The organism is Brachyspira murdochii DSM 12563, assembly GCF_000092845.1.
Taxonomy (GTDB): domain Bacteria; phylum Spirochaetota; class Brachyspiria; order Brachyspirales; family Brachyspiraceae; genus Brachyspira; species Brachyspira murdochii.
Map to the genome: position 1 here is coordinate 726,584 of NC_014150.1, position 22,998 is coordinate 749,581.

The following is a 22,998-nucleotide window of genomic DNA, read 5'->3' on the forward strand; positions in this document are numbered from 1 at the left end:
TACGGCTTCTAACAATGGTGCTTATTTATTAAATTTAATATATTATATTTTTGTAAAATACACTAATTAATACTAAAATTAAGGAAATATTATGTCTGAAATTATTAAAGTTGATACAAGAGGAATGTCATGCTCTCAGGCATCTTTTCAAGCCAAATGTGCTGCTATTAATAATCAGGAGTTAAATACAATAATAGAGGTTTTGGTAAGCGGGCATTCAAGCTGTGAAAGTGTAATAAGAGGATGCAAAAAATATGGCTATGAAGGAACTTTTAACCATATAGAAAATGAAGATATATTAGTAACTTTAAAAAAGACAAAATAATAAATAATCAAAAAATATTTTTTAATATGATAATAATATATACTTAAATCTTAAATAAAGAAAAAAAGATATTATATATTTTAAAAGTAATTATGTAATTTTTATATATTGTCATCTGCCATCTATAGTGTCATCAGCATGATATTATACACCGCTGAAAATATCAGATATATGAAATCGTATTATTATTATACAAAATAAATACATTACTTTATATTTTAAACATCTTTTATCAGCTTACAGAAATATTTTTTTCTTATCAATAAATAATAATTAAAAAAATAATTTATGGTTGACAATACTAAATTATCAAATATAATTCTATTCAAATAACTATACTAAGGTTAGGTACGATGAAAAAGTTTTATTTGATAATTTTTATATTAGCTCTTTTTATATCCTGCTCTAAAGATAACATATCCCAAAAAAACAGTACAATATATGTTAATCTAGGTTCAGAACCGAAAACTATAGACCCTGCTTTGAACATAACATTACAGGGCTCTACCTATGTAACACATTTATTTGAATGTTTAACTACAAAATATAAAGACATAGAAATACAGCCCGGTGCCGCTGAAAGCTGGGATATTTCTGATGACGGACTTACATATATATTTCATCTAAGAACAAACGGCAAATGGTCTGACGGGAAACCATTAACAGCTCAGGATTTTGAATATTCTTGGAAGCGTGTTGTTGACCCTCAAACTGCAAGCGAGCCTAGTTATTTATTTGAACCTATATTAAATTTCTCAAATGTTAATGGCGGATATTTACCTGTAGACGAGTTTGGAATAAAAGCTATTGATGATTATACTTTAGAAGTAAAACTTGAATACCCTACTGCATACTTTTTGGAACTTGTAAATCTTCCAGTATTTTCTCCAGTAAGAAAAGATATGGTAGAAAAAGACCCTGATAACTGGACAAGAAATCCTGCAACATGTATAGGAAATGGGGCCTTCTTTTTAAAAGAAAGAAAAACAGATGAAAGCATTACTGTAGTAAAAAATACAAATTATTGGAATGCTGATACTATAGTAGCTCAAGAAATAAAATTTGTTCTTATGGATAATCCTAATTCGGCAGTTGCTGGAATTAAAGAAGGATCTTTACACTTCTCTGACCAATTTCCATATCAGGATATAGATACATTAAAAGCAGAAGGTTTGATTGATACTGCCACAAGAATAGGAACTCAGTATTATGCCTTAAATACTACAAATGCAGTTCTAAAAGATAAAAGAGTAAGACGTGCATTATCACTTGCTATAGATAGAAACTATATAGTAGATAATGTATTAAAATCTGGAAGACCTGCTGGTGCCTTAGTACCTTGGGGAGTTACTGATGTTGAAGGATATTTCAGAGATAATGCTGGTGAATATATAAGCACAAATAAAGCGGATTATCAAAAAAATGTTGAAGAAGCTAAAAGATTAATGGCTGAGGCTGGTTATCCTAATGGAGAAGGCTTTCCAGTATTAGAATTTGCACTTACATTTAGTAATGATATACCTATGTTTGAGGCTGTACAGAATATGTGGAAAGTTAATCTAGGTATAGATGTAAAACTTACTCAGATGGAATTTGCACCTTTTATACATTCATTTAGAACGGAAAGAAATTATACTATGGCATCAGCAAGCTGGACTGGAAGTTATAATGATCCTACTACTTTTTTAAGCATGTTTGTAAGCTATTCATACAAAAACCACTCTCTGTTTACAAATAAAGAATTTGATAATGCAATAATAACTGCTTCAAAAACTATAGATCAAAATATCAGAATGAGAGAACTTCATAAAGCAGAAAAAATACTTATAGAAGATGAGGCTGTTATAATACCTATAGCATATTTTGAACCTGCTGTATTAAAAAGTCCAAGACTGAAAGATGTATTTTATATTCCGTTTGCTCAGTATAAATTCTCATATTCATATTTGGAAAAATAATTAATATATAATAATAATAATATATCTGCTGCAATTTTTATAATTATATAAAATTGCAGCAATTATATTTTATACTCTTGTTTTTTATATAAAAATTCATATATTATATTATTATAATAGAATTTGAACAGAGGTAACATTTATATGGAAGATGTGTTTATAGGAAAATTAATAAAAGAGCTTCATACTGCTTTGGATAACAGATTCAATAAATTTTTGGATAAACATAAATTAACATCTTCTCAAATGGATATATTAATGTTTCTTTATCATAATGAGCAGAAAATTGTTAATCAAAGGGATATAGAAAATTTCTTAGGTTTAAGTAATCCTACAATAGCTGGAACTCTCTACAGATTGGAAAAAAAAGGATTTATAAAAAGAAAAATAAGCAGCGAAGATAAAAGATATAAAGAAATATATTTAACTCCTAAAAGCAAAAAAGTTAAAGAAATTGTATTTGAAGATATTAAAAAAAATAATGAAATAATGTTTCATAATATGTCATCTGAAGAAAAAGAAACTTTGGTATTATTAGTAGAAAAATTATTAAGCAATATACAAAATAAAGATATTGATTTTTAAATAATGACAAAATACTAAATTAATCATTTAAAATATAAACTATTCATTACATCGCAGGCAAATGATATTAAACGATTGCTTACAGTTACAGTAGATGAAATTGTAAGTATTATAGATTCATTTCCTTTACTTATAAGAGCTATAGCATTAAAAAAGTCATTTTTATTTATCTTTGATGTGAAAATAAACTCAGCAAATAAATCATTATAATTTTCTCTGTTTTTTATAGATATTGGTTTAATAATAGAATAAAGCTCCCCTCTTCTATCTCTAAATCCGTCAAATAATTCTTTTATATCCTTTTCGTCATATTTTTCATTGCTGTAGCTTATTATAATTGATATTCTATTATCCGGACTTTCTATTTTTAATACAGCACCGTCTGAACCATCTATAGAAGCATTAAAATTTTCTGGTACAAGCAAATGAAATCTATCTGGATTTGCCTCTATTGATGTGAAATTGTCTATATAAAATTTAGAATTATCTATTAAATATTTTATATTATTAATTCTGTTTATAATATTGACATTATTTTTATTTACGGTTAATGCCCTTTCCAATATATCAAAAGCCTCCTCATATTTATACATAGTTCTGTATGCTACTGACATATTAATCATAGATAAAACATCGTCATTATCTATAGATACAGCCTTTTTGTATTTTTCTATAGCTTCATTATGCTTTCCTTCCATTGAAAGTATAATTCCGTACTGACCGTAAATACTAGAATTAATATCTCCAATAGATATAAGTTTTTCTATTACATCTTTAGCTTTATCATATTGATAAGTATTTATAAGTGCTTCAATCTTATTTTCAAGCAAATCCTTATCATCTTTTATAAAATTAAGACCATTATCCATTAATTCTATTACAGAGTTAAAATCATTTTCTTCATAATATATGTCTGCTAAAACCAAATATCCGTATTTATATTTATTATCTTTTTTTATTAATTCTAAAGCTAGTTTTTTAGCATATGAAATATTATTTATATCTATTAAATTATTTATCTTTTCTATAACAATATCATTGCTTTCTTTTATAATTTCTTTAATATCATCATCTACATTAATATTATTTACACTTTCACTAGCTAACATAATTTTATCTCCAATTAACTATAATAAAGCCTTTATCTTTATTTTTTAAAGCATGCTCTTTTAATCTCTTATCAGGATTAACACATATTTTAGTGTCGGCAAATTCAAAGAGAGGTAAATCACTTATAGAATCGCTGTATGCTATATTTTTATCTCTATGTTTCGGAAAAAAATGCTCTGTAAAGAGTCTGTATCTTTTAGCAGTACCATAGCAGTTTCTTCCGTACATATAACCAGTATACTTTCCCCTAAAAGTCCATAGCTCAGTACCCATACATCTGTCAAAACCCAAATTTTCTGCTATATATTTTGCATAAATCTCAAAACTGGCTGTAACTAAAACAAGTGTATAACCTTTACTTTTTAATTTCTTTATTTCTTCCAAAGCGTCCCTATAATAAAGAGATGGCACTGCAGTATCTGCAAACTCTTTTCCTATTTTATCTCCAAACTCTATATCTATATTTTTAAATATATGTGCTATTCTATACTTTACGCTTTCATTATTTATTATTTTTAAACAAAATAAAATAAAATAAGGAAGCAAAGCTATATAATATATAAAACTTGAAGGATTCTTTTTTAAATAGAATTTCATAAAAGGAACTATTGAATCTTTTTTTAAGATAGTTTTATCCAAATCAAAATATGCCGCTTTCATCATAATAATGTTATTCTACTACAAAATAATCATTTGTCAAAGGAATTTAATCAATTTATATAAAAAAATTATGTAAACCTAATACAAAAATGTCTTGACTATAAGCAAAAAATTTAATATTATATAGGAAATTTAATATTATATAGGAAATTTAATATTAATTAATAATGAGTATTAATTTATAATAATGAATATACAATTTTTACAGATAATTTTTTAGGAGAAAATATAAATATGCTTAGAGAGTTAGTTATATATGGAGATGAAAGACTTCAGCAGGTATCAGAAAAGATAGAAAAAATAGATGATGAAATACTTACATTAATAGACGATATGTTTGAAACTATGTATAAAGAAAGAGGTGTAGGACTTGCTGCTGTTCAAATAGGAATATTAAAAAGACTTATAGTTATATCAGTACCTGATTTTGATGATGAAACTAAACCAGACTTCAAATTAGCCCTTATAAACCCTGAAATAATATGGCATGGAGAAGAAAAAGAAATATTAGAAGAAGGCTGTTTGTCATTTCCAGAAATAAGAGATGATGTAGCAAGATATAAAGAGATAAAAGTAAAATATTTAGATAAAGAAGGAAATGAGCAGATACTTGAAGCTGAAGGATATATAGCAAAAGTACTTCAGCATGAAATAGATCATACAAATGGAATATCATTTATAGACAGACTGGAATCATATCAAAAAAGAAGATTAAAAAGAGAATTAAAAGACCTTAGAAATAATACTGTAAGAGGAATAAAAAAACTACAAAACAGAGAAAAGCTGCAAAATACTACTAATTAATAAAAAAATTAATTAAAAATGGATAAAAAATGATTAAAAACATAATATTCGACTTGGACGGTACTTTGGCAGATTCTATAGATGATATTTATCATTGCGTAAATGCAGCACTTACACATTTTAACTTAAAAAACATAACAATTGAAGATGCACATAATTTTGTAGGCAATGGTGCTAGAATGCTTATAAAACGTGCTGTAAATAAATACTATAACAATGAAAATATTGAAGAAGAAGTATACAGCTTTTATATGAAATACTATGAAGAGCATTGTGCCGATAATACTAAATTATACTGCGGAGTTTATGATACACTAGAACTATTATACAAACATAATATTAATATGTTTATAATAAGCAATAAGCCCAATAAAATGGTAAAAAAAACAGCAGAAAAACTAAATATAATAAAATTTTTTAAGGCTGTGATAGGAGATGGTGTTTACCCATACATGAAACCTGATGTTAATATATGGTACGGTATAAAAAATGATTATAATTTGAAAGAAGATGAAACTATTATGGTTGGAGATGGGGTTCCTGATTATGACTTTGCTGTTAATTCTAAAATAAAATGCGTATTAGCATTATACGGCATAACCGATAAAAATATTTTGATAAATCTAAATAATAATGATTATTATTTAAATTCATTTAAAGAAATTGCCGATTATGCATTATAAGAAAGTAAATTTAAAAAAAGAATATTAAACTATTGACAATACTAAAAAATGTTTGTATATTAGAAGAAATTATTTCTTAATAAAAACAATTAGTATTAATTTAACGGCGATATGAAAAATAACAAATTTAAGTACACAAAAATTAGAAAAAGCAAAGGTATATTTCTGCATATAGAAAATATATTTGAAAGTATTAAGTCGAAATTTCATAATGATACCCCTAGAATAAGAACTACTTTTGTACACTCGGCAAGGTATAATGAAAAGAAACACAACAAAATGTTTTCAAATTTAATTAAGAAATTTGCTTTAACTGTTGTATCATTCTCACTATTTCTATTTCTTGCCAATTTCTTAATAATGAATATGCGTCAGACTTCTAATGCCGCTATACTTCCAAAGGATAAACTTCCTTCAAATATTGCATACAATAAAGTATTAGATGAAATGTCTCCTGAGCAGTTATCTAACAATCCTGAATCCAGCTTATCTGATGTACCTACTGTAACTTCTGCAGTAACAATAGAAAATGCTACAGATATATTTTATAATACTATAACTTCTGATAATACATTGGTAGGAGATGGAACTATCGGAATGAAATATGATGAATATATAATAGAAGAAGGAGATAATCTCACTGTTATATCAAGAAAAATAGGTGCTAATTTGGACACTCTAGTAAGTGTTAATAAAATAAGCAATGCAAATAGATTAAGACCTGGACAAAAAATCATAGTTCCTAATAGAAACGGACTGTTGTATACTATAAAAAAAGGGGAATCTTTAGAAGATGTTACAGAAAGATATGATGTTTCATTAAAAAGAGTGCTTACTTTCAATAAAATATCTGATGCTGCTGATATAGAGGCAGGAGACGATATATTCTTACCGGGTGCTAAATACACTTTAGATGAAAGAATAGATAAATTCGGACAGATGTTTAGTCTTCCTACAACCATAACTAGAATAAGCAGCGTATTTGGATACAGAGTACACCCTATTACTGGAGTAAGAACAAAACATATGGGCGTTGATATACCGGGAAGACTTAATACCCCAGTATATGCTGCAAGAAAAGGTAAAGTAATATTTGCAGGATACAGCGGCGGATACGGAAATTTGGTAATAGTAAGACATGATAAAGGGTACACTACATATTACGGACACCTTAATTCAATAACTACAAAAGCAGGGGCAAATGTAGGTGTTGGCGTTATGATAGGAAGAATGGGAAGCACTGGAAGATCTACTGGAAGCCATTTACATTTTGAAGTTAGAAGAAACGGTGTAGCATTGAATCCAGCTGATTTTATACCTATTAAAAAGTTTTTGAGAGGAAGAAGATAATAATATAGTTATTAAACAATATACATATAAAAGGATTCATTTTTATGAGTCCTTTTTTATTTTTTTAATATTTTTTATTATACTACTATTTACAATTATATCTATTTGAGTATAATACATCATTATGAATGACATTATAAAAATTATCGATACATTAAATGAAATACCAGAGCCTTTCTCTGTAGACGGAATAATAAAAACATTTGAAGCAAGTTCAAAAAATGTAATAGAAAGTTTTGCTGTTTATTTTTACAAAGAAGGAAATGCTGAGGCTAATTTATGGTATATATCTTCAAATAAATCTGTAATAGATAATAAAGATAATAATAAAAAATATAAATTATTTGCAAGAGGAAATAATTTCGGCTTTATACTGATTAATAGTGAAAAAGACAGAGAAAAAATTGAAATATTAATAAATTACTTATCTATAATACTTTACAGTGAAAAGTTATCATTTTTGGCAAACAGAGATAAACTCACAAATCTTTATAACAGAGGATATATACTAAAATATCTAAATGAAAAAGAAATAAGCGGACATATATATTCTATTGTAATAATAGATTTGGACAAATTCAAACATTATAATGACAGCTATGGGCATAATATAGGCGATCATGTATTAAAGAATGCCTCAAAAGTGATGAAAGAAGCATTGAAAAGCATTGTACATAAATCTATACTTGGGAGATACGGCGGAGAAGAGTTTATTGTGGTTTTTGATATAAATAATAGAGATGAACTTTATAATGCTATGGAGAGAATAAGAATAAGTCTAATGGAAAGCGATTTCTCTACAGATGAATACTCATTGAAAGCTACTGCATCTTTAGGCGGTGCTGTAAAAGAAGGAAATACAAGTTTAAGAGCTTTTATACATCAGGCAGACCAATCATTATATAATGCAAAAGAAACAGGAAGAAACAAATCTGTTATACTGAAATTTTAAAATTTAAGAGTAAAATAATACATGTTTTCTATTCTAAGTCAGTCATTTACGAGTTCAAATACTCATTTTTGTATTATACCTTTCATATACGAGCATAAGAAGATAAACCGATGTTTTTAATATATCTCTACAGTTATTATATTTTCAATAATATTTAAAAAATATACCATACATTTTTAAGCTTAAAAAATTATAATAAGCAAAACTATATCATATAAACACAATATTCAATAAACGTTTATTTTAAGTATACTAACAAAATATAAAAAGCTAGTTATAATGGAGACAGAGATAAAAAGTCACTTTTATTTAGCTTTAATAATGTAAAGCTAAATAAAAGTGGGAGATTATTTATGAAAAATACTATATATTATAACCATTTATAAAAGATATGGTAAAAAATAAATATAAAGTTATTACACATCTCTTAATAATACAATATCTTTATCTCTTATTACAGTATTTCCTCTTGGTATTACAGTTCCGCCCTCCCTTTTTATCATAACTATCAAATTATTTTTAGGTAAATTTAAATCTTTTAATTCCTTATCCCTCCAAGGATGATGAAGATTTATATGTATTTCTCTCAAACTTATATCATAATATTTAGTTCTTTTAGCATTAAGTATAACAACATCTCCAGCCTCAATAACAGTTTTTCCATTAGGTATAATAGTAGTATTTCCTCTCTCTATAGTTACAATAATAGAATCCTCTGGAAGCTCTATCTCCATTATAGGTCTTCCAACCCAATGATGATGCGGAGGTATTGTTATCTGTATAAGCTCCATATCAGAATCATCAACAAAATCGTTGAAAGTTTTAAGTACATTTTCATCAGAATCCACTAAATCCAGTTTTTTAGCTATAATAGGAAGCAGTGTACCCTGAAATAATACTGATATTATAGCTAGGAAAAATACTATATGAAATATATCATAACTTATAGAATTATTATTAACTATTACAAATATAGCAAATACTATAGAAGCAGCACCTCTAAGTCCAGCCCACATAACAAGCAGCTGCTTTTTCAATGATATTTTAAAAGGAGTTAGTATAGAAAATACAGCTATAGGTCTTGCCACAAAAGTTACAAAAAGAGCTACATATATAGCCGTAGGTGCTACATTAAATATTCTTGAAGGGAAAGATAAAAGCCCTAACAAAAAGAAAAGAACCATCTGCATAAGTCCAGTAACTCCGTCAAAGAAATGAACCAAAGTAACTTTATTTTTGATGCTGCTGTTTCCAAGCACTATTCCAACTATATAAACAGTTAAATATCCGTTTCCGCCTATTACAGAAGATAGTGAGTATGAAAGCAATGCAACAGCAAGTACAAATATTGTATCAAGTCCATTAACTGGGAATTTGAATCTCCTAAGCATATTATAAGCCATAAATGATACCAAAGCAGCAACCGCCAAAGCAAAAACAATCTGAGCAAAAACCATGTATATAATGGCTAAAGGACTGGTTAATGTTTTTCCTAAAAGCCCCAAAAATATAACTGTAAGCATATACGACATAGGGTCGTTACTTCCGCTCTCAAGCTCAAGCAATGAAGCTAAACCGTCTTTAAGGTTAAGACTTCTTGAACGAAGTATAGAGAATACTGAAGCTGCATCAGTAGAACCTATAACAGATCCTATTAAAAAACTTTCAAAAAGTCCGAATTTAAGTACAAAGTAGCATAATACTCCAGTAACCATAGATGTAATAAAAGTTCCTATAAAAGATAGTAAAAATGCCTTGCTTGCAACAGGTTTTGCCGCTTTCCAATTAGTTCCAAATCCTCCATAAAACATAATGAATATCAATGTTATAGTACAAAGCTGTTCTGCTATTTTATAATCATCAAAACGTATTTTTAAAACTCCGTCTGTACCAAATATCATTCCCAAAACAAGGAAAAGCAAAAGAGAAGGAACTCCCACTTTTGTTGAAATTTTACTCACAATTATACAGAGAATAATTATTATAGATGATAATAATATTGAAAAATTCATAAAAATAAAAACCTTATTAAATAATAGAAGTATATTATTATAATACTATTTTGAAAAAATATAAATATGTTAACAAAAAAATTAATAAATATACTTTTTTATTTATAATAAATTATCATAATAGAATAATTCAATTTTTAATAACCATAATATTTTTTATAATAACACTTTCCGATAATAAAACAGAATATAAACTGATATACAAAAAACTATATCATAAAAAAATAATAAAAGAATCTATAATTATTACGAGAATAGAAACGATATAATCACTTCAGGAGATATAAATTATGAGAGTTACTGAACAAGCCCAATTTAATAGAACAGTTAGTACAATAAAAAGAAACTACAGCGAGATGGAAGCTTCTCAAACTAGATTATCTACTGGTCAAAGGGTTCAGTACCCTCACCAGAATGTTACTGCCACAATCAATTCTATATACTATAAAACTAGAATGTCATCAGTAGACAGATATCAGAACAATATAGTTGACGGTAAAGAAAGATTAAGCGTAGCACATGATTCTATGTCAGCAATAACACAAGCATTAAACAGAGCTAGAGATTTGGCTGTACAAGGTGCAAACAGTACATATGGTGCTGATGACAGAGCAAAAATGGCTATGGAAGTTGAGGAAATGATAGAGAGGATATACGATATATCAAAAACTCAAAGCAAAGGCGAATTTGTATTTTCTGGAACAAGTATAAAAACTGCACCGTTCAGAGCATTTTACGGACATGATGAAAAAGCAGGACGCTCTATCATAAAATCAGTTATGTATGAAGGCGATGGAAATCCTCAAAACAGAGAAATAGAAAACGGGCAGCTTATAAATGTTGCTACACCGGGTAATTATGCATTTTGGGGTACTGATATGGAAATAATATCTACAACTGATGCTTCTGCTTATGTAGCTGCTGAAAATCAGGATATTATGATAGATGATATGGTTATTAATATTAAACAAGGCGACAATATAGAAACTATTGTTCAAAGAATAAATGATGCTAACGGCAATGTAAGTGCAAGTATTGGAGATTTAAAAGGCGGACAAAAAGTTATACAATTAAAAACAGGTACGCCTCATAAAATACTATTACAGGATTTGGCAGGCGGTACTGTTTTACAGGATATAGGCTTGGTAAGAGTTGGAGCTGCCAATACTCCAGAAAATAACTATGAACCTAGTGCTTTGGTAACAGGAAAAAGTGTATTTGAAAGTTTAATATACTTAAGAGATGCTATGCTTAATGATGATGTAAGAGCTATAGGCAGTGAGGCTTTAGGTTATATTGACAGTTCATTAGATAATGTTGCTACCGTTCAGGCTAATGCTTCATCTAAAGTAACAAGACTTGATATGGGTTACACTAGCTTTGAAGATCAAAAACTAGCTATTGAAGAAGCTTTGGCTAAAAATGAAAATATTGATTATGCAGAAGAAATAGTAAACTTCAATATGTGGCAGTATGCTCATAATGCTTCTCTTCAAACAGCCGGAAGATTATTAGGCAGAACATTAATGGACTATTTAAGATAATTAAAATATAAATAAAGAATGCTGACAATTGTAAAAGTTTATAATTATTAAAGAAAGTGTAAAAGGAAATTATTTTATGCCGGAAATAGAATCTAGGATATTAGGAAAAATAGAGGTTTCTGATAACTCATTGTATCATCTTAATGGTACCATATTAGCATTTGAAGATTATGATGAGTTTTATCTGGTTAATATGGACGAAGAGGGAACTTTTAAAATACTACAGTCTAAAGACGATAAAAATATATGTTTCATACTTATAGACCCATTTTTAGTATTTAAAAATTATGAACCTGATGTTCATGATGATGACATAAAATATTTAGGTATAGAAAATAAAGAAGATTTATATCTTCTTACAATAGTAAGCATTCCAAACAGTGATTTAAAAACTATGAGTGCTAACTTAGTAGCACCTGTAGTTTTTAATATAAAAAATCATAAAGCCAAACAATGTACTGTTTCTGGAGATAAATATACTACAAGACACTCTATCCTATTAGAAGATAATGATTCTTCGGAAAGGAGTTCATAATATGCTTGTACTTTCTAGAAAAATAAATCAAAGCATAGTCATAGGCGACAATATAGAAATAATGTTGGTAGATATAAGAGGCGATCAAATAAAATTAGGAATTAATGCCCCTAAAAATGTAAAAATATTCAGAAAAGAAGTTTATGAAGAAATAGAAAGCCAAAACTTAGAAGCGTCTAAAGAGGCTACAGCTGATAAATTAAATATATTAAGCAATTTTGTTAAAAATAAATTCGGAAATAACAAAAAATAATTTTTATTTATCACACAATAAACTTTATTTCATAATTAATTTTTTATTTTTATATCTAAGCTTTCTTAATTAAAATAAAGCATTTATTTTATATGATAATAATTTTATATATCAATCAATATATACTGAAAATTTTTAACCTTCCCGCACAGTATTATCTGCCATTATCTAATGTCAACTATACATGCGGCTGATTACATCTAAAATATATTTTGCTGATTGAAAAATGTATATTATGTTATAAATAAAATATGACTGCATTCCTAAATAACTAAAGTTTGGCAAATTATATTTGTTTAGATTATATCTGCCATATTAAAAAGGATTAATTAGTTTTCCATTTCTTATAAGGTTAATAGGTGTTAAAATGATATATGATATTATAAAATTAAATAATGATATTATAGCTGAAAATATTAAAAGCATATTATAAGTTTCAAGCATTCTATTTATAAAAATGTAAATAGAATCTGGAACATCAAATTTAAAAAATACTTTTATCAAAATCAAAAATGTATTTATAATCAAAGACAAGGCAAATATAACAATAATACCCTTCCAAGCATGTGAAATATCGGCAGGACTTAATTCCATATGAGAAGCTATAGAAATAGATAAATATAAAAATATCCAAAATGTGATACTTTTAAAAGGAGCATAAAGAGTAAAATTTCTTACTATATTCATAAAAATATTGTATGTATAGATAAATATATTAGAAATACTATAATATATAATAGATAAAATTTCTGAATTAAACATCTGCTTATATTTAACATTAGGAACAGTAAATATATTATTTTTAAGTTCCGGAGCTAAAAGCATAAAAAGCAAATATACTATCAAAGTACCAATTATAATTGGTGCAACACCTATAAAGAAATTACCCATTTGCTGATACCAGCTTCTTGAATCATAACTATGAAGAACATACCCTATAGTTTCAGATTTGCTATTAAAAAGTTTTATATCATTTATTTTATGTTTGAAAATAATGCAAAATAATGCATGCGAAAGCTCATGTATTGGAGTACCTATCCAGCCTGTTATATAAACCTCTGTCTTTGAGCCTAATGTTTTAGCAAATATTCTTCTTGTTATAGAAGAAAGAATATACAGTATAAATCCGAATATTACAATACTTCCAAATAATCTGAATAAATCTATTATAGTTTTGGATAAAATAATAACTACAAAATAAATAAAATCTCTTATCATAACTAAATACTCATATTTACAAATATATCGGAAGAAAACAGTATTTAATTTAATAAACTACATAACTATATTTTTATATGATATAGGCACTTGAAAAAATAAGATTTCTACTATACACTACTACGTAATATTATAAAAAAATTGTAAAACTATTACATTATTGAATAATATCTGTTTTAAGAACATAAAATATAAGAAGTGGAGAAAAAATGAAAAAAGTTGTATTTATTCTATTATTACTGAGCCATTTTGCATTTGCTATAGATGATATAGTAGACAAAGATAATATGCATAATCTTATAGAAGGCGTAACATCAACAAGATTCGGTTCTGATAGGGTGAGTACAATATATGATTTCGCTCCGCTTATGAACAGCAATACACCTTTAAAACTGGGAGTATCTATATTAGATTTATCACATATAGTCGATAACAGTTATACAAATCAGGACGGAAAAAGAAAATTAGCATTTCTGCCTAAAGCATTTGTCGGATTAAGTTACGGAATATTTGCTTTCGGATATCAGTTTAATTTATATAATGATCTTACAGATAAAAACAGACCTATTGCTCACAGCCATTCATTTTCATTCGGATTTGCAAATGACAGATACAGACTCTCTCTTCCTGTATCATTTTCTTTTGGAGATAAAAACTATTATGGCGGAAAAGTATCTATAAGTACAACTCCGAAATTCAGTTTTATGTTCAGAGGCGGATTATTAGATGAGTTTACAATATCTCTTCATTATGGTATTCAATTATCTTCAGTTACAAATACCACTGTAACAGGAACTAATATAGCACCTATGGTTATAGGCGGTTCTTTATACGGTAATATTATGCTTACAAGATTTGATAATTTCCCTGTACAGATAAGCCTGCCTTTAAAAGTAGCATTTTACTATGGTATAGGAGCCAGATGGGCTAGTATAGATGCAGGATATGCTGATGATGCTTTAAACAATTATTTATATGATGATAATGGAGAGCGTTCTACTGATAGTATGAGATTCTATGTATTAGTACCTGCCAAATTTGAAACAAAACTGGGTGCTTTCTATGCCTATATTATGCCTAGGCTTATGTTTGAGGGTAATATATTTAAAACAGACGGATATTATAATCTGCATTATGGTATAGAGGGTGAAATGAGAATGACGCTTATAGAAAACCTTACATTCGGTCTTACTGCCTATGCTGAAGGTCAGGGAATAATGAGAAAAAGTACTGACTTTGAAATTAATAATGCATTCGGAGGCGGTATAGATGTATGGGGAATTTGGAGATACTAAAAATTATTATAAAGTAATTATATAATGATAAATAATTTTTCTAAATCAAAAATAATAGCTGCCGTAGGTTATTTATCTAAGAAATATACCAGACATAATTAATATACTCTTTCTATAGTCTATAGAATAATAATTAATTTTTAATTTTATTTTAAAGGATATAATTATGTCTAATAATAACAATTTACCAGAAATTTTTGAAACATTTGCAGAAGCTCGAAAAAAAGGCTTTCTTACTATGAAAGAAGAAAAAGATAAAGGCAGAAAAGTAGTAGGAACATTCTGTACATATACTCCTAGAGAAGTAATATATGCCGCTGATGCCATAAGCGTATCATTATGTTCTACCAATGATGAAACTATACCTGAAGCCGAAAAGTATCTGCCTAAAAACTTGTGTCCGCTAATAAAATCAAGCTACGGATTTGCTATTACTGATAAATGCCCTTATATGTATTTTTCTGATATTATAGTAGGAGAAACTACTTGCGACGGCAAAAAGAAAATGTATGAGCTTTTGGGAGAAATAAAAGATACTCATGTCATGCAGCTGCCGCATTCTCAAAATAAATTATCATTAGAAATTTGGAAAAATGAAGTAAAAGAACTTATTAAAAAACTAGAAGAAAAGTTTAATGTAAAAATAACAGAAGAAAAATTAAAAGAAGCCATCAAACTATGTAATGAAGAGAGAAAAACAATAAAAGATTTTTTTGATTTAGGAAAATTAGTACCATCTCCTATTAAAGGAAGTGAAATGCATGAAGCTTTGCATTCATCTAATTATAAATTTGACAGAAAACTTTATATGGAAGAAATAAAAAACTTAACAGATAATTTAAAAGAAAAATACAATAACGGAGAACATCCTTTTGATGAAAATACACCTAGAATTTTAATAACAGGCTGCCCTACTGGAGGACTTGTTGATAAAATAATAAAACAGATAGAAGATGTCGGAGCAAGCGTAGTATGCTTTGAAAACTGCGTGGGAACTAAAAACTTTGAAATGCTTGTTGATGAAGAAAATAAAGATCCTATAGAAGCTATCGCAGAAAGATATTTAAATATTCCATGCTCTATTATGACTCCAAATAATGAAAGAATGAATAGAATAAAGCAATACATAGATGAATATAATATAGACGGTGTTATAGATGTTACTCTCACAGCATGCCACACATATGCTATAGAAACTGAAAAAGTAAGAAGGACAGTAGAAGGATTAGGTAAATCATATTTAGCTATAGAAACTAACTACTCAAACAGCGATGCTCCGCAGTTAAGAACTAGATTAGAAGCATTTGTTGAAATGCTTTGATAATATTAAAAATATTTAAATAATATTGAATAATAAAATAAAAAACATTTTTTAATAGGTAAACTGGTATTAATTAATATACTAGTTTACCTAGAATAAAAATCTATCGGATACTTTTATGATTTATTTTGATAATGCTGCAACTACATTAAAAAAGCCTGATACTGTTGCAAAAGCAGTTTTTGAGGCTATAAATAGTTTTGCTAATGCATCAAGAGGTTCTTATGAAGCATCATTAAACAGTGAAAGAATAATACTTGAAACAAGAGAAAGAATTGTAAAACTTTTTAACGGATACACTCCAAACTATACAGCATTTACAAGTAATTCTACAGAAGCATTAAATACTGCAATTAAAGGTATAATACAAAATCATAAAGATAGTCATATTATAACAACATCATTAGAACATAATAGCGTTTTAAGACCTCTTTATGAAATAGAGGAACTTGGAACGGAACTTACAATAATAAATGCGGATATCAAAGGCCAAATAAATTATAATGATATAGAAAAAAATATAAAACGAAATACAAAAGCAATCATATGTACTCATGCCTCTAATGTTACAGGAGATGTTTTAGATATAGATTTTATAGGCAGTTTATGCAAAAAACATGATATACTTTTTATACTAGATGCTTCTCAAAGTGCAGGAAATATAGATATAGATATGAAAAAAAGTAATATTGATATTGTATGCTTTACTGGTCATAAGGGGCTTATGGGACCTCAGGGAACCGGCGGGCTATGTATAAAAAAAGGCATAGATATAAAACCATTAAAAACTGGAGGTTCTGGCATTAAAACTTATTCAAAAACTCAGCCTGAAAATATGCCCGTAAGACTTGAGGCAGGTACTTTAAATAGTCATTCTATAGCAGGACTTAATGCTGCATTAAAGTTTATAGAAGAAGAAGGCATAGAAAAAATAAGAAATCATGAAAGACAATTAGCAAAATATTTTTATGATGAGATAAAAAACATAGAAAATATAAAGTTTTACGGTAATTATAATACTGATAAAAGAACATCAATAGTATCTTTAAATATTTCAGATATTGATTCTGCTAAAATATCGGATATACTTTCCTCTGAATACAATATAGCTACTAGGTCTGGAGGACATTGTGCACCGCTTATGCATACTTCTCTTAATACTGTCAATCAGGGTATTGTGAGATTTAGTTTTTCTTATTTTAATACAATAGAAGAAATAGAAAATGGTATTAATGCCATAAAAGAGATAAGCAGGCGTTTTTAAACTTTTAATAAAAATATTAATAAATGATAAATAAAGTATAAAGGAAAAATAAAATGTATTATATTGGCATAGATATAGGCTCAACTGCTTCAAAGGTAGCAGTTTTTGATGATGAAAAAAATGATTTGACAGAATTATTTATGATTCCTACAGGCTGGTCTGGAGTAGAAGCGGCTTCAAAAATATTAGAAATTCTTAAAGAAAAAAATATAAATAAAGAAAACTCATATTTTACAGGTACAGGTTATGGAAGAGTAGCAATAGAATATGCAAATAAAACTGTAACTGAAATTACTTGTCATGCCAAAGGTGCTAATTTTTTATTCAATAATTTAAACGGAACTTTAATTGATATAGGCGGACAAGATACAAAAATAATAAGCATAAAGAATGGGAAAGTAGACAATTTTATTATGAATGATAAATGCTCTGCTGGTACTGGAAGATTTATAGAATTAATGGCAAACTCTTTGGGCTGTTCTATACCTACTCTTCTTGAAGAGGCTCAAAAATGTAATGATACTGATGTTGTTATAAGCTCTATGTGTACAGTATTTGCAGAAACGGAAGTTATAAGTCTTAAAGCTAGCGGAAAACAAAAAAATGAAATAGCATATGCAATAGTAAACTCTGTTGCAAATAAAGCAGCATCTCTTTGCGGAAAGTTTAAAGATGATACATACTTTCTTACTGGAGGATTATGTGTATTTGATTATTTAATAAAAACTTTAGAAAAAACATTAGGCGGAAAAGTTATTACAGACAGCAGAGGTCAATATGCAGGTGCTATAGGGGCTGCTATCATTGGTTTTGAAAAAAATGCATCTAATAAAAATAAAATAAAACAAAACTCTTCAAATACAGAAAGCAAAGAAAAAAAAGAAGAAATTAAAGACAAAAGATTAATAATAACTTTTAATACCACAACAGATGTTATGAGAGCTGAAAAATCATTTAAAAATATTATGGAAGAAACGAATGAGCTTCTTGGCAAAATAATATCAATACCTAGCGAAATATCAGCAGGATGCGGAATGTCTTGGGAAAGTGAAATATATTTAAAAGATAAATTAACTAATATATTAAAAGAAAATGATATAGAATACGACAATTTTTATGAAATATATAAATAGTTTTTTATAATTAATTATAACATACTCGTTTTATATATAATTATATTTCGTCAAAAATAAATTTTTTAATTTAAAATATTTGCAGGACTTTACAGTCATACCTCAGCAGCAGCTTCGGAAAAAAGTTGATAATTCTATACAAAGTGCATCAGTTGACAAACTTAAAAATTCTCAGTATTTATGCAATACAATTAAAATTATTTATCTTTATTTATTCTTATTACTTTAGGAGATTTACTTCTTCTAATATAAGTTCCTTTTTTACTGCTTTTATTATTTTTGAAATTAGCTTCTGTAATACTCATATTATTTTGATTATTTTCATTTTTTATACCTTCATTATTTTCTATTTCATTAATTTTATCACTTTCTATTTCAAGTATAGTATTTTTAATTTTTTCTATTTTCCAATCAAGATCGTTTTCTTTTTCATGTATAACTGGTATTATTAATTGATTTAGATTATCTTTATCAAAATAAACTCCGGAATTTTTAGTATTTATAAGATTTATAAGTTTATTAGTATCTATTTTAGAATATTTATCAAGTTTCAAATATATATTATACTGACCTTCCATTACTGATAATACTCTTATTCTTTTTAATATTACTTTAAGTCTTGCTATATCAAAAATATCTTCTAATTCTTTCGGCAGTTTGCCGTATTTATCAATCATATAATCTTTAGCATGGTCAATATCTTCATTATCCTGAGAACGCATTATAAGTTTGTATGCTGATATTTTTTCTTTTGAATCAGATATATAGCAATCCGGTATAAATAGATTATGCTTTAAATCTATTACTGTATCAAATGTAACTTCTTTTATTTCACCCTTATATTCATTTGTAGCCTCTTCAAGCATTTGAGTATAAAGTTCATAACCAACCTGATATATCATTCCAGACTGCTCCTTTCCTAATATGTTGCCTGCACCTCTAATTTCTAAATCACGCATAGCTATTTTAAAACCAGCTCCTAAATCTGTATGTTCTGATATAGCTTCCAATCTTTTATAAGCAACTTCTGTTAATGCCAAATCACTAGGATAAAACATATAAGCATAAGCCTCTCTGTCGCTTCTTCCTACACGTCCCCTTAACTGATAAAGCTCTGACAAACCTAATCTATTGGCATTATCTATTAATATAGTATTGGCATTTGGTATATCTATTCCGTTTTCTATTATTGTAGTTGAAACTAAAATATCATATTTATGATTAATAAAATCTTCCATTATTTTTTCTAACTGATGCCCTGTCATTCTTCCATGTGCTACGCATATACGTGCTTTAGGACATAGTTTTTTTATCATCAATGCGAATGATTCTATAGTATCTATTCTGTTATATAGATAAAATACCTGACCATCTCTTTTAAGTTCTCTTTCTATTGCATTTACAACTGCCTCTTCGCTGAACTCTGTTACAAAAGTTTTTACTGGTATTCTGTTTAGAGGAGGAGTTTCAATAATACTTATATCTCTTATTCCAGTTAAAGCCATATTTAATGTTCTAGGTATAGGAGTAGCTGAAAGTGTGAGAACATCTGTTTCTAATCTTAATCTTTTTAAAGCCTCTTTATGCTTAACTCCGAAACGCTGCTCTTCATCTATAACTATAAGTCCTAGATTTTTAAACTCTATATCATTAGATAAAAGCATATGAGTGCCTACTACCAAATCACAGGAACCATTTTTTAATAATTCTTTATTTCTTTTAGCCTGTTTGCTTGTAACAAATCTGTTTAAAACTTCTATACGTATAGGAAAATCTTCAAACCTTTTTTTGGCATTGTTATAATGCTGCTGTGAAAGTATAGTAGTAGGACATAGTATGGCACATTGTTTACCAGCCATTATAGCTTTAAATACCGCTCTGAATGCCACCTCTGTTTTACCAAATCCCACATCTCCGCATACAAGCCTATCCATCATCTTGCCGCTTTCCATATCTTCTTTTATATCATTTATAGCCCTTAATTGATCGGCGGTTTCTTCATATTTGAATGAAGCTTCAAAATCGTCCTGCCACTGAGTATCAGCACCATAAACATTTCCATGTATATTAGATCTTATGGCATAAAGTTTTATCAATTCTCTTGCAGTAGCTAGTGCGTCTTCTCTTGCCTTACTCTTTATCTTATCCCAAGCACTTCCTCCAAGCTGAGTTAATTTAGGAGCTTCTCCATGACCAGATATATATTTCTGTACAAAGTTCATCTGCTCAACAGGTATATATAATTTATCACCCTTAGCATATTCTAAAGTTATATAGTCTTTTTCTTTTCCGTTGGATAATTTTCTTGTTAATCCTAAATACTTTCCTATACCATAATTTACATGCACAGCATAATCGCCTACATTCAAATCAACAAATGTTTCTATTAGATTTTTATTTACTTTAGGTATCTTTCTTACCTTTTTTCTTTTTCTTCCAAATACTTCCCAGTCTGCTATAAATATCGTTTTTATGCCGTCTTTTATAAATCCTGAAGAAGCTTGAGCTGTTATAATATAAAAATTATTTTCATTTTTTGAATAGTCTTCTTTTTCTTCTGATATGTTTTCTTCTGATATATCATTTTTATCTTCTAAAATTATCTCTTTATGATTTTCTTCTTCAGTATTTTTTATTTCTTCTTTATTATTATCATTTTCTTTTTTATTAAAATCTTCTTTAAAATTTTCCTTAGTATTTTTTTCTTCCTCTGGTGCTATAATTATGGGCGACAAATCCTGCATTATTTTATAGAATCTTAAAGCCTGATCATAATGACCAGTAGAGAGAATTATTAAATAATCTTTTTTTCTGTATTCTTTAACATAATCAAGAAAGTCTGTCAATCTTGATTTGAAAGAAACGCCTTCTAAAAAATTAAATTTGTATATATCAATGTCAGTTATAAAAGGAGATATATTAATTGATTTTTTTACTATTTCATTAAAATAATCATTGTTAATATATAGTTTTTCAATATCTCCTATTAGAGAAAACATATTATCTATATCATTGAAATTTTCTCTTATAGTGTCAAGTATTGTTATTAATTTTGTTTTTAATTTTAGAGCATCATCTATAAATACATACCCGTAATCAAAATAATCAAATATAGTCTCTAAATTTGAATAAAACATTGGAAGAAGATTTTCACTTCCAGCAAAATATTTTCTCTTAATTATATTATCTTTAATTTCTTTCTCTGTACTATTTTTATTTAAAAAAACTTCTACGTCCTCATCGCTGTAAACAACTTCACGTACTGGATAAATTATTATATTGTCAATACTTTTAAATGATCTTCCGTCTTCTATATTAAATAACCTTATACTTTCAATCTCATCATCAAACATTTCTATTCTTATAGGATTATCATATTCTACAGAAAATATATCTACAATACTTCCTCTTACAGATGCCGTACCTTTTTCAGCAACTTCTCTTTCTATAACATATCCTAAATCATATAATTTTAATCTTAAATTATCTAAATCTAGTTTATCGCCTATATGAAGCTCTATATAAAGTTTTTTAAGGTCTTCTCTGTTTGCTATTTTTCTAGTTATGGCGTTTATGGTTGTTATTATAATACAATGTTCTTTATTTATTAATCTGTATAAAATATTTATTCTCTCCTGAGCTATATCGGTTATAGGAGACATTTTTGTAAAAGGCACTGTATCATAATCCGGAAAATAATAATTAGGTATATTATAAAAGTTTAATGACTGGCTTAGGAGCATTGCCTCGCTTTCATTTTCTTTTATTATTAAAATACTGTTTTTCTTAAAAAGTGATGCAAATAGTAATGCATCGCTTCCTCCTTTAAGCCCTGTAATACTTTTTATATTTTCTATATCAAAATTTAAATACTCTTCGCTTCTAGTAAATCTTTCTATTAATATATCTGATATGATCTCGCCGCTGTACATGATGCTTTTACCACTTATAAAAGGTATAAAATTATTTTCATATAAATATAAATAATATTCTATT

General features: G+C 27.6%; 19 protein-coding genes. 14 read left to right on the forward strand and 5 right to left on the reverse strand.

Annotation, left to right across the window (positions count from 1 at the left end; genetic code table 11):
* Positions 1–91 precede the first annotated feature (91 nt).
* The 3 genes from BMUR_RS03040 to BMUR_RS03050 all read left to right on the forward strand — a co-directional run bounded on the left by BMUR_RS03040 (position 92) and on the right by BMUR_RS03050 (position 2,868).
* A complete protein-coding gene (locus tag BMUR_RS03040; RefSeq protein WP_013113129.1) occupies positions 92–325 on the forward strand; it encodes a sulfurtransferase TusA family protein in 234 nt (77 codons plus the stop codon).
* A gap of 353 nt (positions 326–678) precedes the next feature.
* Positions 679–2,283 carry a peptide ABC transporter substrate-binding protein gene (locus BMUR_RS03045; RefSeq protein WP_013113130.1) on the forward strand — a complete coding sequence of 535 codons (1,605 nt, stop codon included), beginning with the start codon at positions 679–681 and terminating at the stop codon, positions 2,281–2,283.
* Between the two features lie 144 nt (positions 2,284–2,427).
* Positions 2,428–2,868 carry a MarR family winged helix-turn-helix transcriptional regulator gene (locus BMUR_RS03050; protein ID WP_013113131.1) on the forward strand — a complete coding sequence of 147 codons (441 nt, stop codon included), beginning with the start codon at positions 2,428–2,430 and terminating at the stop codon, positions 2,866–2,868.
* Positions 2,869–2,891: 23 nt separating this feature from the next.
* Here BMUR_RS03050 and BMUR_RS03055 read toward each other — a convergent pair whose 3' ends face one another.
* Together BMUR_RS03055 and BMUR_RS03060 are read right to left on the reverse strand one after the other, a co-directional pair.
* Positions 2,892–3,977, reverse strand: coding sequence for a tetratricopeptide repeat protein (locus tag BMUR_RS03055; protein ID WP_013113132.1), 1,086 nt, complete (start codon positions 3,975–3,977; stop codon positions 2,892–2,894).
* A 4-nt stretch (positions 3,978–3,981) separates the two neighbouring features.
* Positions 3,982–4,641, reverse strand: coding sequence for an HAD family hydrolase (locus BMUR_RS03060; RefSeq protein ID WP_013113133.1), 660 nt, complete (start codon positions 4,639–4,641; stop codon positions 3,982–3,984).
* Positions 4,642–4,872: 231 nt separating this feature from the next.
* On the opposite strand from BMUR_RS03060, the gene def reads away from it, so the two are divergent.
* The 4 genes from def to BMUR_RS03080 all read left to right on the forward strand — a co-directional run bounded on the left by def (position 4,873) and on the right by BMUR_RS03080 (position 8,427).
* Complete coding sequence (gene def, locus BMUR_RS03065) at positions 4,873–5,442, forward strand: peptide deformylase (RefSeq protein ID WP_013113134.1); 570 nt, start codon at positions 4,873–4,875, stop codon at positions 5,440–5,442.
* A 29-nt stretch (positions 5,443–5,471) separates the two neighbouring features.
* Positions 5,472–6,125, forward strand: a complete 654-nt coding sequence (locus BMUR_RS03070; protein WP_013113135.1) for an HAD family hydrolase — start codon at positions 5,472–5,474, stop codon at positions 6,123–6,125.
* A 111-nt stretch (positions 6,126–6,236) separates the two neighbouring features.
* On the forward strand, positions 6,237–7,475 hold the full coding sequence (locus BMUR_RS03075; protein ID WP_013113136.1) for a M23 family metallopeptidase: 1,239 nt from the start codon (positions 6,237–6,239) through the stop codon (positions 7,473–7,475).
* Positions 7,476–7,599: 124 nt separating this feature from the next.
* Positions 7,600–8,427 carry a GGDEF domain-containing protein gene (locus BMUR_RS03080; RefSeq protein ID WP_013113137.1) on the forward strand — a complete coding sequence of 276 codons (828 nt, stop codon included), beginning with the start codon at positions 7,600–7,602 and terminating at the stop codon, positions 8,425–8,427.
* 416 nt (positions 8,428–8,843) lie between these two features.
* On the opposite strand, the gene BMUR_RS03085 is transcribed toward BMUR_RS03080, so the two are convergent.
* Positions 8,844–10,439, reverse strand: coding sequence for a potassium/proton antiporter (locus BMUR_RS03085; RefSeq protein WP_013113138.1), 1,596 nt, complete (start codon positions 10,437–10,439; stop codon positions 8,844–8,846).
* A gap of 290 nt (positions 10,440–10,729) precedes the next feature.
* Between BMUR_RS03085 and BMUR_RS03090 the strand changes: the two genes are divergently transcribed.
* From BMUR_RS03090 to csrA, 3 genes are all read left to right on the forward strand, one after another.
* Positions 10,730–11,983 (forward strand): flagellar hook-associated protein 3, encoded by a 1,254-nt coding sequence (locus BMUR_RS03090; protein ID WP_013113139.1) that lies wholly within the window; start codon positions 10,730–10,732, stop codon positions 11,981–11,983.
* A 76-nt stretch (positions 11,984–12,059) separates the two neighbouring features.
* A complete protein-coding gene (gene fliW, locus BMUR_RS03095) occupies positions 12,060–12,518 on the forward strand; it encodes a flagellar assembly protein FliW (RefSeq protein WP_013113140.1) in 459 nt (152 codons plus the stop codon).
* A gap of 1 nt (position 12,519) precedes the next feature.
* Positions 12,520–12,771 (forward strand): carbon storage regulator CsrA, encoded by a 252-nt coding sequence (gene csrA, locus BMUR_RS03100; RefSeq protein WP_013113141.1) that lies wholly within the window; start codon positions 12,520–12,522, stop codon positions 12,769–12,771.
* Between the two features lie 315 nt (positions 12,772–13,086).
* On the opposite strand, the gene BMUR_RS03105 is transcribed toward csrA, so the two are convergent.
* Positions 13,087–13,989: a hypothetical protein gene (locus tag BMUR_RS03105; RefSeq protein WP_013113142.1), complete on the reverse strand. Its 903-nt coding sequence runs from the start codon at positions 13,987–13,989 to the stop codon at positions 13,087–13,089.
* A gap of 209 nt (positions 13,990–14,198) precedes the next feature.
* On the opposite strand from BMUR_RS03105, the gene BMUR_RS03110 reads away from it, so the two are divergent.
* From BMUR_RS03110 to BMUR_RS03125, 4 genes are all read left to right on the forward strand, one after another.
* Positions 14,199–15,284 carry a hypothetical protein gene (locus BMUR_RS03110; RefSeq protein ID WP_013113143.1) on the forward strand — a complete coding sequence of 362 codons (1,086 nt, stop codon included), beginning with the start codon at positions 14,199–14,201 and terminating at the stop codon, positions 15,282–15,284.
* 166 nt (positions 15,285–15,450) lie between these two features.
* Positions 15,451–16,605, forward strand: coding sequence for a double-cubane-cluster-containing anaerobic reductase (locus tag BMUR_RS03115; RefSeq protein ID WP_013113144.1), 1,155 nt, complete (start codon positions 15,451–15,453; stop codon positions 16,603–16,605).
* Positions 16,606–16,723: 118 nt separating this feature from the next.
* Complete coding sequence (locus BMUR_RS03120) at positions 16,724–17,869, forward strand: aminotransferase class V-fold PLP-dependent enzyme (RefSeq protein WP_013113145.1); 1,146 nt, start codon at positions 16,724–16,726, stop codon at positions 17,867–17,869.
* Between the two features lie 53 nt (positions 17,870–17,922).
* Positions 17,923–19,002, forward strand: a complete 1,080-nt coding sequence (locus BMUR_RS03125) for an acyl-CoA dehydratase activase (protein ID WP_013113146.1) — start codon at positions 17,923–17,925, stop codon at positions 19,000–19,002.
* A gap of 197 nt (positions 19,003–19,199) precedes the next feature.
* On the opposite strand, the gene mfd is transcribed toward BMUR_RS03125, so the two are convergent.
* Positions 19,200–22,934 carry a transcription-repair coupling factor gene (gene mfd / locus BMUR_RS03130; protein WP_013113147.1) on the reverse strand — a complete coding sequence of 1,245 codons (3,735 nt, stop codon included), beginning with the start codon at positions 22,932–22,934 and terminating at the stop codon, positions 19,200–19,202.
* Positions 22,935–22,998 lie beyond the last annotated feature (64 nt).